This window comes from Nocardia sp. KT25-26 (assembly GCF_056627695.1).
This window is the reverse complement of sequence record NZ_CM152813.1, coordinates 761,488-773,749: the sequence shown is the minus strand read 5'-3', so window position 1 is coordinate 773,749 and position 12,262 is coordinate 761,488. Positions and strand designations below refer to the sequence as shown.

12 protein-coding genes are annotated in these 12,262 nt (G+C 68.5%); 7 read left to right on the top strand and 5 right to left on the bottom strand.

The annotated features are described in order from the left end of the window. The first annotated feature begins 231 nt into the window (after positions 1-231). Complete coding sequence (locus AC1HFH_RS03530; protein ID WP_480245995.1) at positions 232-2,502, top strand: MMPL family transporter; 2,271 nt, start codon at positions 232-234, stop codon at positions 2,500-2,502. 70 nt (positions 2,503-2,572) lie between these two features. Here AC1HFH_RS03530 and AC1HFH_RS03525 read toward each other — a convergent pair whose 3' ends face one another. After that, complete coding sequence (locus AC1HFH_RS03525) at positions 2,573-3,154, bottom strand: TetR/AcrR family transcriptional regulator (protein ID WP_480245994.1); 582 nt, start codon at positions 3,152-3,154, stop codon at positions 2,573-2,575. A 99-nt stretch (positions 3,155-3,253) separates the two neighbouring features. Between AC1HFH_RS03525 and AC1HFH_RS03520 the strand changes: the two genes are divergently transcribed. Next, entirely contained in the window at positions 3,254-4,435 is a 1,182-nt protein-coding gene (locus AC1HFH_RS03520) for a KasA/KasB family beta-ketoacyl-ACP synthase (protein ID WP_480247686.1), read from the top strand. Positions 4,436-4,593: 158 nt separating this feature from the next. Here AC1HFH_RS03520 and AC1HFH_RS03515 read toward each other — a convergent pair whose 3' ends face one another. Beyond that, positions 4,594-5,730, bottom strand: a complete 1,137-nt coding sequence (locus AC1HFH_RS03515; protein WP_480247685.1) for a GTP-binding protein — start codon at positions 5,728-5,730, stop codon at positions 4,594-4,596. 91 nt (positions 5,731-5,821) lie between these two features. Here AC1HFH_RS03515 and thiD point away from each other — a divergent pair, with 91 nt between their 5' ends. The 4 genes from thiD (at position 5,822) to AC1HFH_RS03495 (ending at position 9,103) form a co-directional block, all read left to right on the top strand. Beyond that, on the top strand, positions 5,822-6,667 hold the full coding sequence (gene thiD / locus AC1HFH_RS03510) for a bifunctional hydroxymethylpyrimidine kinase/phosphomethylpyrimidine kinase (RefSeq protein ID WP_480245993.1): 846 nt from the start codon (positions 5,822-5,824) through the stop codon (positions 6,665-6,667). A 242-nt stretch (positions 6,668-6,909) separates the two neighbouring features. Then, positions 6,910-7,314 carry a hypothetical protein gene (locus AC1HFH_RS03505; protein WP_480245992.1) on the top strand — a complete coding sequence of 135 codons (405 nt, stop codon included), beginning with the start codon at positions 6,910-6,912 and terminating at the stop codon, positions 7,312-7,314. Between the two features lie 149 nt (positions 7,315-7,463). Next, positions 7,464-8,888 (top strand): glycosyltransferase family 2 protein, encoded by a 1,425-nt coding sequence (locus AC1HFH_RS03500; RefSeq protein ID WP_480245991.1) that lies wholly within the window; start codon positions 7,464-7,466, stop codon positions 8,886-8,888. Further along, positions 8,885-9,103 carry a hypothetical protein gene (locus AC1HFH_RS03495; RefSeq protein WP_480245990.1) on the top strand — a complete coding sequence of 73 codons (219 nt, stop codon included), beginning with the start codon at positions 8,885-8,887 and terminating at the stop codon, positions 9,101-9,103. The genes AC1HFH_RS03500 and AC1HFH_RS03495 overlap by 4 nt, the downstream gene beginning before the upstream one ends. A 22-nt stretch (positions 9,104-9,125) precedes the next feature. Here AC1HFH_RS03495 and AC1HFH_RS03490 read toward each other — a convergent pair whose 3' ends face one another. After that, positions 9,126-9,848 carry a TetR/AcrR family transcriptional regulator gene (locus tag AC1HFH_RS03490; RefSeq protein ID WP_480245989.1) on the bottom strand — a complete coding sequence of 241 codons (723 nt, stop codon included), beginning with the start codon at positions 9,846-9,848 and terminating at the stop codon, positions 9,126-9,128. Between the two features lie 206 nt (positions 9,849-10,054). Between AC1HFH_RS03490 and AC1HFH_RS03485 the strand changes: the two genes are divergently transcribed. Continuing rightward, complete coding sequence (locus tag AC1HFH_RS03485; RefSeq protein ID WP_480245988.1) at positions 10,055-10,678, top strand: class I SAM-dependent methyltransferase; 624 nt, start codon at positions 10,055-10,057, stop codon at positions 10,676-10,678. A 96-nt stretch (positions 10,679-10,774) separates the two neighbouring features. Here AC1HFH_RS03485 and AC1HFH_RS03480 read toward each other — a convergent pair whose 3' ends face one another. Continuing rightward, positions 10,775-11,389 carry a TetR/AcrR family transcriptional regulator gene (locus AC1HFH_RS03480; protein WP_480245987.1) on the bottom strand — a complete coding sequence of 205 codons (615 nt, stop codon included), beginning with the start codon at positions 11,387-11,389 and terminating at the stop codon, positions 10,775-10,777. A 22-nt stretch (positions 11,390-11,411) separates the two neighbouring features. Next, entirely contained in the window at positions 11,412-12,203 is a 792-nt protein-coding gene (locus tag AC1HFH_RS03475; protein WP_480245986.1) for an enoyl-CoA hydratase family protein, read from the bottom strand. Between the last annotated feature and the right edge of the window lie 59 nt (positions 12,204-12,262).

Genomic DNA, 12,262 nt, shown 5'->3' with positions numbered 1-12,262 from the left:
CCCGGTTCGCCGGACGCCCCGTATGAAATTTCCCCGACCGAGCGTACCTGCCCACCCCGATCCCGGCCCGCCGGAACTGCGAGCCCTGTGCCGACGAAGTGGTACGAGTGCTTCGGCAGCGGCGCCCTCCCGTGGGTGGACGTTTCAGCGGAAAGACCTCCACCCCCGGGCGGTGTCCGGCACTCCGGAACCGGGATACGGTACTCCGCGAGGAGCCTGGAGAAGGGGAAAATGCTGATGCTGAACGGGTTGGCTCGGGTCGCCGTGGCGCGGCCGCGGGTGATTCTGCTCGTCGCGCTGGTCCTGATGGTGCTGTGTGGCGCGTTCGGCGCCACCGTGCACTCGGAGATGAAGCCGGGCGGTTTCGTCACCGAGGACCTCGAATCCGTTCGCGCGGCCGAGTTCCTCGACGAGAACTTCCCCGGCAGTGAACCGAACTTCGTCCTGCTCGTCTCGGCGCCGGAGGGACCTGATTCACCCGCCGCACGGCAGGCCGCCGAGCAGGCGATCGACCAGCTGGAGACGTATCCGGAGGTCGGCGGGATCCAGTCCTACTGGACGGCCCGCCCGGACCTGCGCCAGGCACTGCGCAGCGAGGACCGAACACGGGCGCTGATCCTGGCCGATATCGAAGGCGACGAGAACCAGCTGCCGGAGCGGGCCGCGCGGATCGCCGATGCCGTGGAGCGCACCGACGGGCCGGCCACCGTGGTCGCCGGTGGCCTGGCCGCCACATTCGCCGATATCAATGCACAGATCTCCAAGGACCTGATCATCGCGGAAGCGATCGCGATCCCGGTGACCGGCGTGCTGCTGATCCTGGTCTTCGGCAGCGTGGTCGCGGCCTCGCTGCCGGTGGCCATCGGACTGTTCGCGATCGCGGCCGCGCTGGGCATCCTGCGAGCTCTCACCGCCTTCACCGATGTATCGATCTTCGCGCTCAACATGACCACGGCACTCGGGCTCGCCCTGGCCATCGACTACAGCCTGTTCATCGTCAGCCGCTATCGGGAAGAGCTGCGGCGGGGACTGGACCCGGAGCAGGCGGTCATCCGAGCGGTCCGGACGGCCGGCCGCACCGTGGTGTATTCGGCGCTGGTGGTCGCACTCTCGCTGGCCGCACTCGCAGTGTTTCCGCAGTACTTCTTCAAATCGTTCGCCTACGCCGGCATCGCCGTGGTGGCCGCGGCGACCGCGGCCGCGATCCTGGTGCTGCCCGCGGCGCTGATCCTGATCGGCGACCGGATCGACGCCTGGGATCTGCGCGGACCGATCCGCCGGTTGCTACGGCTGGGGCCGGTCCGGGAGAAGGAGCCGGAACAGACGTTCTGGTACCGGCTGGTGACCATGGTGATGAAGCGGCCGGTCCCGATCGCGCTCGCCGCGACCGCCTTCCTCTTGCTGCTCGGCTCGCCGTTCCTGTCCGTGGAGTTCGGCTATCCGGACGATCGGGCCCTGCCGACGTCGGTGGCCAGCCGCGAGGTCGGGGATGTGCTGCGCGACGAATTCGATGCCGACCTGGCGGCCAGCGCCACCGTGGTCCTGCCCGGCTATACCGGTGACGGCGCCGAACTCGGCGAATACGCGGCGGCACTGTCCCGGGTCGACGGCGTTCCGGCAGTGCTGTCGAGTGCCGGTGTGTACATCGACGGGGCACGACTGGCCGCCCCACCCGATGGAATGCAGACCGACGCGGGCGCCTTCCTCTCGGTGGGCACGCAACTGGACCCATACTCGACCGAGGGCATCGCACAGCTCGAGGCGATCCGTGCGGTTCCGGCGCCCGGTGACACGCTGATCGGGGGCCCCGGGGCACTGAATCAGGATTCGGTGACCGCAATTCTCGACCGGTTGCCGCTGGCCGGCGCCCTGATCGCGATCACCACACTGGTGTTGCTGTTCCTGTTCACCGGCAGCGTGCTGATCCCGGTGAAGGCGCTGGTGCTCAATATCCTCTCGCTGTCGGCGATGTTCGGTGCGATGGTGTGGGTCTTCCAGGAGGGCCATCTGTCCGGGCTGCTCGGTTTCACCGCGACGGGGACGCTGAACCTGGCGATGCCGATCCTGATGTTCGCCCTGGCCTTCGGCATCTCGATGGACTACGAGGTGTTCCTGCTCTCCCGGGTCCGGGAGGAATGGCTGGCCGGGCCGAAGACTGCGGCCGGCAACCGCCGTGCCGTGGCGATGGGCGTGGCGCGAACCGGCCGGATCTTCACCGCCGCCGCCCTGCTGATGAGCATCGTCCTGCTGGCCGTCGCGACCTCGGGCGTCTCGATGATCAAGCTCTTCGGTATCGGCTGCGCCCTCGCCGTGATCAGCGACGCCACCGTTATCCGGGGCCTGCTCGCCCCGGCCCTCATGCGATTGATGGGCACGTTCAACTGGTGGGCGCCGAAACCGCTCGCCGCACTGCACACCCGGTTCGGCCTCTCCGAGGCCGACGAGCCGCGGTCCGCGCCGGAGCGACCCGAGGTACCGGTTCCGGCGCGGCCGTCGAGTTGATGGTTGTCGTTTTCCACCACTTTCCACATCAACTGCGCTGATCGCGCAGATTTCGCCCGCAACTATCGGATTACGGCAGGTGCGGAGCACCCGTCGCCGGGAACACGGAGTCGACGAGACAGCGGGCCGCTCGCGAGGTGCGTTCGGTATCGCCGGTGATCGCCTGGTCCTGCAGGAGACCGCGTAGACCCGAAACCAGTACGGTGGCGACCGTTTCGGGGTCGTCGACCGCAGTGCTCGTACGCAGCGCGTCGGCGAGGGCCGTGACGAAGACGGCCACGGCGTTGGTCGCATAGTCCCGGAACGGGCTGGCGGGGACGCAGGCCGCGCCGAGGACCTGCAGCATCACCCGCACGCTGGTCGCGCCGGCTCCGGTCAGGCTGTCGTCGAAGAAGTCGAGCAGGCGCTGCCGGAGGACGGCTGCGTCCGTGCTGTCCGCGAACAGGGCGGCGATATCCGGGCGCTGCGTCGCCAAGGCCTGGACCAGGAGTTCTTCCCTGGTCCCGAAGTAGTAGATCAGCATTCGCGAGCTGGTGCCCAGCTCGGCGGCGAGCGGGCGCAGCGACAGTTCGGCGAGACCGTGATCGGCGATGTAGTCGATCACGCCGGCCAGAAGCTCGGCGCGTCTGCGGTGGTCGAGTGGGCGGGCCATGGTTTGACTGTAGCGAGCGCTACAGGTATTCATGTCGTCGTGACTGTACCGATCGCTTCAGAAACCGCGGACGGGGTGGTCGTCACCGGCTACGCCGCCATGACCTCGCTGGCCGACACCATGGACGAGACCTGGTCGCGACTGCTCGCCGGGGAGAGCGGCATCGGCACGCTGGCGGACCTACCCGATGGACAGGACCTTCCGGTCCGCATCGGCGGCACCCTCACGGCCACGCCCGACGAACACCTCAGCCGGGTGGAACAGCGGCGCCACTCCTATGTCGAACGCCTGGCCCTGGTCCTCGCCCGGCGGGTGTGGCAGGCCGCCGGGAGCCCCGATGTCGAGGGCGAACGGCTGGCCGTCGCCATCGGCACGGGCCTCGGCGGTGGCGATGCCCTCATCGAAGCCGTGGATGCGATGCGCGCGGGCGGCTACCGCAAGGTGTCGCCACTGGCCGTGCCGATGGTGATGCCGAACGGCCCCGCGGCCGCCGTCAGCCTGGAGATCGGTGCGCAGGCGGGAGCGTTCACCCCGGTGTCGGCGTGTTCCTCGGGGTCGGAAGCCATCGCGCAGGCCTGGCGGCTGATCCGCACGGGCGAGGCCGATGTGGTGGTGACCGGCGGCGTGGAGGGCCATATCCATGCCGTACCGATCGCCGGGTTCACCATGATGCGCGCGATGAGCACCCGCAACGACGAGCCGGACCGCGCGTCCCGGCCGTTCGACCGGGACCGGGACGGATTCGTCTTCGGCGAGGCCGGTGCGCTGCTGGTGCTGGAATCGGAGCGGCACGCCCGGGCCCGCGGCGCCGAGATCCACGGCCGCGTGCTGGGCGCCGGGATCACCTCGGATGCCTTCCATATCGTCGCCTCGGATCCGAGCGGTGCGGGCGCCGCCCGGGCGATGCAGGCCGCAATCCGGACCGCCGGTCTGCAACCGAGCGATATCACCCATATCAACGCACACGCCACGTCCACCTCGATCGGCGACGCCTCCGAGGCTGCGGCCATCACCGCGGTCGCACCGGATGCTGCGGTCTACGCGCCCAAATCGGCGCTCGGGCATTCGATCGGCGCAGTCGGCGCCCTCGAAGCGCTGATCACCGTGCTGACACTCCGGGAGGGCGCCATCCCACCCACACTGAACTACGACAACCCGGACCCGGCCTTCGACCTGGATATCGTGTCCGGCGGACCGCGACACCGGACCGGCGACTATGCGGTCAGCAATTCCTTCGGCTTCGGCGGCCACAATGTGGCCTTGACCTTCGGCCGGGCCTGAACCGCCGCTTCGCGGAGCGCCGGCGGCGCGACACCGGCCGGCCGCCCGGCGCTCCTGCGCGACGGTGTCCGCGCCCGCACTCCCCTCATCGGCGCGCGGGTGCGACGTCGCTGCGGTGAATCATGCAACACTCGAGTTGTTTTCGCGCGTAAAACTGCTCAATCGTGGTGATGCAGATCACTCCACTCCGGGAACGGGTCGGGGTAGTCCGCCCAGGTCGCCGGCCCGGCCGCCAGTTCCGCATCGGTGAGCAGGGCGTCGTTCAGCAGCTCGCGGACCGCCGGACCGTTCAGCCGGACACCGATGAACACGATCTCCTGCCCGGCCGGCACCTCCAGAGACGACCACCAGGCGCCGGGTTCGAAGGTCAGGTTCGGCCCGGCCTGTGACCAGATCGCGGCCAGTTCGGGGCGGCTGGCGATCCAGCAGAAGCCCTTGCTCCGCAGCATGCCCCGCAGCGCACCGAGGGCCGCGGCGAGGCGTTCCGGATGGAACGGGCGATCCGCGGTGAAGGTGATGCTGCTGATGCCGTACTCCTCGGTCTCCGGGGTATGGCCACCGGCGAGTTCCTCGGCCCAGCCGTCGGCCTCGGCGGCGACCACGGGATCGTAACGCCCGGTGGCGAGCACTTCGGAGAGGTCGACCACACCGCGTTCGGTGCGCAGGATCGCCGCACGCGGGTTGAGCCGGCGCACCGTGGCCTCGACCGTCGCCGCCGCGTTCGCGCTGACCAGATCGGTCTTGTTGATCAGCAGCACGTCGGCGAATTCGACCTGGTCGACGAGCAGGTCGGCGATGGTCCGGGTATCACCCTCCCCGGCCGCCAGATCCCGGTCGGCCAACCCCTCGCCGCGCACCAGCTCGGTGAGGAAGGTCGCGGCGTCGACCACCGTGACCATGGTGTCGAGCCGGGCCAGATCGCCGAGGCGGAACCCGTCCTCGAATTCCCAGTCGAAGGTGGCGGCGACCGGCATCGGCTCCGAGATGCCGGTCGATTCGATCACCAGCTGATCGAATCGACCGGACCGGGCCAGCTGGGCCACCGACTCGATCAGGTCCTCGCGCAGGGTGCAGCAGATACACCCGTTGGTCAGCTCGACCAGCTTCTCCTCGGTGCGGTCGAGATGCCCCTGACCGGCTACGAGTGCGGCGTCGATATTGACCTCGCTCATGTCGTTGACGATGACCGCCACCCGGCGGCCCTCCCGGTTCGCGAGGATGTGATTGAGCAGGGTGGTCTTACCGGCCCCCAGGAAGCCGGAGAGCACGGTCACGGGCAGCTGTTCGGCAGGCATCACATCGGTCACAGCACTAATGATAACGATTTTCATTTATACCGCGTCGGGTGGGCCCCGGCGCGGCCGGCCCGGCCCGTAGGGTTGCAGCGTGGAACTTCTGCCCCTCACCCCCGACGGCCTGACCCCGGTCCGCGCCCTGACGATCGCCGGTACCGACTCCGGCGGCGGCGCCGGCATTCAGGCCGATTCGCGCACCATGGCCCTGTGCGGAGTGCACGCCTGCGTGGCGGTTGCTGCGGTGACGGTGCAGAACTCGGTGGGGGTCAGCGGATTCCACGAGATCCCGCCGCCGGTGGTGGCCGACCAGGTGCGCACGGTGGTCACCGATATCGGCATCGGCGCGGCCAAGACCGGCATGCTGGCCTCGACCGCCATCATCGAAGCGGTGGCCGGAGTGTGCCGCGAACTCGGTATCGGCCGGGACGGTTCGATCCCACTGGTCGTCGACCCGGTCGCCGCGTCGATGCACGGCGATCCGCTGCTGCACGAGGAGGCGCTCGACGCGGTGCGGCACACCCTGTTCCCGCTGGCCACCGTGGTGACCCCGAACCTGGACGAGGTCCGGCTGCTGACCGGCATCGACGTCACCGACGACGCCTCCGCCCGCCGGGCGGCCGAGGCCCTGCACGCACTCGGCCCGCGCTGGGTGATCGTGAAGGGCGGGCACCTGCGCACCGCACCCGACAGCACCGATCTGCTGTACGACGGCGGCACCTTCCGCGAGTTCACCGCACCCCGGATCAGCACGGGCAACGACCACGGCGGCGGCGACACCATGGCGGCCGCCATCACCTGCGCGCTCGCCAACGGATACGCGGTGCCGGAAGCGGTCGAGTTCGCCAAGGAATGGACCCGCCGCTGCCTGTCCGCCGCCTACGATCTCGGCGCCGGCCACGGACCGGTCTCCCCTTTCTGGCGGTTGCATACGCCCTGATCGACCGCACCGAACCGGTCTCCCGCTGAGCGGCTACCCCGGACCGTTTCTGTCGGTGGCCGGAGGCATACTGAACTCGATCGCACCACCGGGTTCGACGAAGCATCCGGCGAGAACAACGGAGTTCGCGTGCGAGTCGGACAACCGCACACCGCGCGCCTACCCGGACTTCGAGCGACCGGCGGGGTACGGCGGCAGCTCACCTGAGCATCCGCACCGCCCGGACTACTACTGTGATTTCCGTGTATCCCGCTCAGCCCGCCCCGTACCCGACAATTCCGGTCGCGGTCACCGCATCGCCGGGCATCAAGTTGAAGCACCGACGTGCCACGATGATGGTCGAATTCGCCCCGGGGCTGACGTTCCCGCTCCAGGAAGGCACGAATCAGTTCTATCTCGTACCCGGGTACTACCGTGCTCAGCTCTGGTCGCAGTACGTCCTCTGGCGCGCCGGAAAGGCCGCTCTCGATATCGATGCCAGATGGAACCCGGTGCACTGCTACTACGCCGCGCCGTACACAATCTACAGCGACGGCAGCGCGAGCTTCGTTCCGCAAGAACGGCCCGGCCTGTGGGTGAAGCTCACGATCTTCGGAGTCGCGGCCGCCATCCCGTTGGTTCTCTTACTCGTCGCCTGGCTGCTCTGATCCGTTGCGCACCGACGCCGAGCACCACGGCGCGGCGGGTTCGCACCGGGCGGATGTCCCGGTCGCTCCGCAGGGCATCGGGCCGAATCGAATTCGACACACGCGCCGGCTGAGGAGGGATCACCAGCCGTATCGCTAGGGTCGGCGCCATGAAATGGCTGCGTCTGAATCGTATGGTGGGTGTGGTCGTACTGGGTTCTGCTTCTGCCGTGGCCGCGGTGGTGTGGCTCGTCGTCCGGTTCGCCCATCCGGTTCCGGCGGATCTGCACGAGCAGGTGCTGTTCGGTGTGTGGGATGTCTTCTATCAGTTCAGCCCGGACCGGATCGGCTGGGTCATCGCATTGACGGTCGGCGTCCTGCTGTTCGCGTTGGTGGTGGTACTCCAGGAACAGTGGGTGTTGTGGCGTGACCGGAATTCGGCCGACCGGGATCGGTATCCGTTGTCGCAGAAGGTGGTACTGGCCGACACCGCAGGGGTTCATGCCGGCCCGGTGACGATCACCGTATTGATTCCGGCCCACAATGAAGAGGACATTCTTCCGGAAACGTTGTCGGCATTGATGGCGCAGTCCAGACCGCCGGACCGGGTGGTCGTGGTAGCGGACAACTGCACCGACGGGACGGTCCGCCTGGCCCGCGCTGCGGGGGTCGAGGTTTTCGTCACGGTGGGCAACACCGGGCGAAAGGCCGGTGCGCTGAATCAGGCGCTGAATACGGTGTTGCCCGGTCTGGGGGACAACGATGCGGTGATGATCATGGATGCGGACACGCAGCTGGATCAGGGCTTTCTGGCTGCGGCGGATCGGCGGATGACGGCAGACCGCTCGCTGATGGCGGTGGGCGGGCTGTTCTACGGTGAGCCGGGACATGGGCTGATCGGCCAGTTCCAGCGGAACGAATATGTGCGGTACGGGCGGGAATTGATGCGCCGCCGGGGTGAGGTGTTCGTCCTGACCGGGACGGCATCGGTGTTCCGGTCCCGGGCGTTGCGGGCGGTGGCGGATGCCCGCGGCGGGCGGCTCCCCGGGGCTCGGGGCGATGTGTACGACTCCGGAGTGCTGACCGAGGACAACGAGCTGACCATCGCATTGAAGTCGCTGGGGGCGTCGATGGTTTCGCCCTGGGATTGCACCGTGGTGACGGAGTTGATGCCGGGATGGCGACCACTGTGGCGGCAGCGGCTGCGCTGGCAGCGCGGCGCGCTGGAGAACCTGGGGTCGTATGGCGTGACCGCCGAAACCAGCCGCTACTGGGTGCAGCAGCTGGGGCTGGGGTACGGCGTGGTGGCGCTGCTGGCCTTCTTGGCGTCGATGCTGCTGATGGTCATCTCCGTGGATACCTGGATCTGGTTTCCGTTCTGGCTGGTGATCGGCGCCGGGTTCGTGCTGGAACGCGTGGTCACGGTCCGCCGCGGCGGCTGGCGCGCCTGTGCGGTGGCAGCACTGGTACTGCCCGAGTTGTTCTATGCCCTGTTTCTGGATGCGGTGTACATCAAGGGGGTAGTCGATATTGCATTGAACCGGCAGGCAGAGTGGGGGCATGTCACCCACGGCGAACCGGAGGTGACCGGGTGACGGATTCGGACACGGTCCTGGCGGGATTCATTCTTCCGGCGTCGGTGCTGACCGGCGAGTGGTTCACGGTCCTGTCGGTTTTCGTCGGCCTGAATACCCTGGCGTATTTCGTGTTGGCCATGGTGAAACTGTTCCCACGCATTCGCCCGATCCAGTGGCTGCATCGGCACGACAGACGCGACGTGTCGCGGAATATCGATCCGGAGGTCTCGTGATGCATCCGGCGCCGGAACCGCCTCAGCCGCCGAACGCCGAGTGCAACGGCCGGAACGGATCGATGACCACGCCGTGGAACCTGGCGTTCGCCTGCGCCAGGGCGACGATGCTCTCCGCCAGATAGTCGACGAACCGCTCCACCGGCATGGCTTCCGTGTCGCGGCGCTCGGCACCGAGCCACCAGTCGGTGGCCGAGGCCACCGCGCCGAACACGGAGTAGTTGACCAGTTCCAGACCGGCCACATCGACCGCATCCTCCGGCAGCACACCGGCCAGGAATTCGGCGGCGCGGCGCGCGGTCCGGCGGGCGGTCTGCAACGCCTGTTCGGAATCCTGGCCCTGCTGAGCGAACTGGCCGTGCATGACGAACCGGAAGACGTTCGGATGCTCGCCGACCACCCCGACATATTCGGCCGCACCCTGCCGGACCAACTCGGCGACCGAATGGTTGGTGAGGTCGATGCTGAGCAGCACTCGTTCCCAGAGTACGTCGCGAACCCGGTCGACGACCGCATTGCACAGGTCGGCCTTGTCCTGGAAGTGCCGGTACAGCTTCGGCTTGGCGGCACCGGCTTCCTTGGCGATATCCCCCATGCTCACTTCCGGGCCGAACCGGTCCAGCGCCCGGAACGCCGCATCGACGAACTCGGCGCGCACCTTCACCCGGTGTTCCCGCCAGCGCTCGGTACGCGCATCGACCCGCGCCGCCACACCTCTGCCTGCCACCCCGGTACCGCGAGTCACAGCTGACGATCCTACCGGTGGGCCTCCCCCGGACCACCGACAACCGCCCGACCGCCGGGATACCCGAAGGCGGGCGGGCCGGGGCGGGGGCGGAAGTCGACCACGGCGGCACAGTGGACCGACATTTGCCGGTTCGGCAACAATACTTGCCGATTGACGGATTGCCGGGCATTGTCGAGTGGTATCGAACAGCGAAAGGGACAGTGATGACGGCAACCGAATTCTGGGAGCAGTTCTACGGCGAGCAGGAACAGATCTGGACCGGCCGGCCGAATGCTCTGCTGGTCCGCGAGGTCACCGGGCTCGCGCCGGGGACCGCCCTGGACCTGGGCTGCGGCGAGGGCGGTGATGCCATCTGGCTGGCCGGGCAGGGCTGGCAGGTCACCGGCGTGGATATCTCGGCGACCGCCCTGAAGCGCGCCGACGAACATGCCCGGGCTGCCGGTCACACCATCGAATGGCAACGCCACGACCTGGCCGAGTCATTTCCCGAAGGCACCTTCGACTTGGTCGCCGCGCAGTTCCTGCATTCACCGGTGGAGCGGGCGGACGAGCGGCCGAGCATCCTGCGCCGCGCCGCCGAGGCCGTGGCGCCGGGTGGGGTCCTGGTGATCGGCAGCCATGCCGCCGCCCCGACCTGGGCCGGTGACGGCGACCCGCACCATGACCACGTATTCCCCACCATCGAGGAGATGCTGACCGATCTGTCGCTCGACCCCGCCGTATGGCGGGTCGAGACCGCCGACCTGGTCGAATCCGAATCCCGCAGCCGCGACGGCCGCCTCGGCACCCGCACCGACTCCGTCCTGCGTATTCGCCGCACCGCCTGACCGGGCGACCGGCACCGCCGAGCGAGGACGCGAGGTCTCAGGAGAAGGCAGCCTCCCTCGGCACCACCCAGCGGTGATTCAGGTCGACTGCGAAGGTCAGCGAGCCGGGTTGAGGGCGCCGTGCAGGGTCGTCGCCCACTGGTCGACGACGCGCTTGCGGCGGGCGGAGTCGTCGGTGAGGACGTCGGCGAGGCCGAGACCGCGGGCCAGGTCGAGGGTGGCGACCACCAGGTTGTGTGCGACCGGGTCGGAGTCGTCGACACCGAGGGCCTCCACGGCGCGGCGGTGCGCGATCCGGCCGAAGCGCGCCTCCAGGGGCACGATGCGTTCCCGCAACGCCGGGTCGGCAGCGGCATGGGTCCACACCTGCAGCGCAGCCTTGAACAGGGGCGAGGTGTAGGACTCCACGAGTCCGGAGACGACGGCCCGGGTGCGGCCCTCCCCCTCGGCGATCCCGTCGACCGTTTCGGCTTCGGTGCGCGCCTGATCCATCCGGGTGTCGAACATGTACTCGAGGGCCGCGGTGATCAGGTCTTCCCGGGTGGGGAAATGGTGTTGTGCGGCGCCGCGCGACACCCCGGCCCGCTCGGCGACCACCGCGACGGTGGCGGCTGCCCAGCCCTTTTCGGCCAGGCAGTCGATGGTCGCCTCGAGCAGCCGCTGCCGGGTGGCCCGGCTGCGGTCCTGCTTGGGTTCGTGGGGTGTCGCCATGCGCTGCATTCTCCCAAGCGGCCTATTGCGCCCAGCTGGGTGGGCGCTTCTGCAGGAAGGCCGTCATTCCCTCGATCACTTCGGGGGTGCCGAAGAAGCTCCCCGAACGTTGCGCCAGTTCCTCGGCCTCGGCGTCGAAACCGGCCAGCAGTTGCGCGTTCACCAGCTTCTTCGATTCGGCCAGCGCCTGCGGCGAGCCCTTCCGCAGCTCGCCACACAGCCGCTTCACCTCGGCCGCCGGATCGTCGGCGGCCACCGTGACCAGCCCGACCGCCACCGCCCGGGCCGCATCGAACTTCTCGCCGGTGAGGTAGTAGCGGCTCGCCGCCCGGGCATCCAGGCGCGGCAGCAGGGTCAGCGAGATCATGAACGGCGCCATCCCGATCCGCACCTCGGTGAGCGCGAAAGTGCTGGCCGGGCCGGCCACCACGAGATCGCAGGCACCGATGATGCCCATCCCGCCGGCGCGCACATTGCCGTCGATCTGCGCCACCACCGGCTTCGGTGCGGCGACGATGCCGCGCAGCACGTCGATCATCATCCGGGTGCGCTGATCGGCCGCCGTCGCCGGATCGGTACCCGCGGCCTCACTCAGATCCGCACCCGCGCAGAAGGTGTTCCCGGTGTGGGTGAGCACGATCCCGCGCACGGCCGGATCGTTGTTCGCCGCATCCAGCCCGGCCAGCAGTTCGCGGACCAGCTTGGACGACAGCGCATTCCGGTTGTGCGGTGAGTCGAAGGTCAGCACCGCGAACCCTTCGTCCACCTCGTAGCGGACGAACGGCGCGTCCGAATCCGGTGTTGTCCCGCTCATCGACTTCTCCTTCTCATCTGCTCCGCCCGGCTTATCGCCCGAGGTCGCGGCGTCGGGCA

Excerpts from the sequence above, each read along its gene's own strand:
- AC1HFH_RS03530 (WP_480245995.1), top strand. The coding sequence starts at position 232 with ATGCTGATGCTGAACGGGTTGGCTCGGGTCGCCGTGGCGCGGCCGCGG.
- AC1HFH_RS03525 (WP_480245994.1), bottom strand. The coding sequence starts at position 3,154 with ATGGCCCGCCCACTCGACCACCGCAGACGCGCCGAGCTTCTGGCCGGC.
- AC1HFH_RS03520 (WP_480247686.1), top strand. The coding sequence starts at position 3,254 with ATGACCTCGCTGGCCGACACCATGGACGAGACCTGGTCGCGACTGCTC.
- AC1HFH_RS03515 (WP_480247685.1), bottom strand. The coding sequence starts at position 5,730 with ATGCCTGCCGAACAGCTGCCCGTGACCGTGCTCTCCGGCTTCCTGGGG.
- AC1HFH_RS03500 (WP_480245991.1), top strand. The coding sequence starts at position 7,464 with ATGAAATGGCTGCGTCTGAATCGTATGGTGGGTGTGGTCGTACTGGGT.
- AC1HFH_RS03485 (WP_480245988.1), top strand. The coding sequence starts at position 10,055 with ATGACGGCAACCGAATTCTGGGAGCAGTTCTACGGCGAGCAGGAACAG.
- AC1HFH_RS03480 (WP_480245987.1), bottom strand. The coding sequence starts at position 11,389 with ATGGCGACACCCCACGAACCCAAGCAGGACCGCAGCCGGGCCACCCGG.
- AC1HFH_RS03475 (WP_480245986.1), bottom strand. The coding sequence starts at position 12,203 with ATGAGCGGGACAACACCGGATTCGGACGCGCCGTTCGTCCGCTACGAG.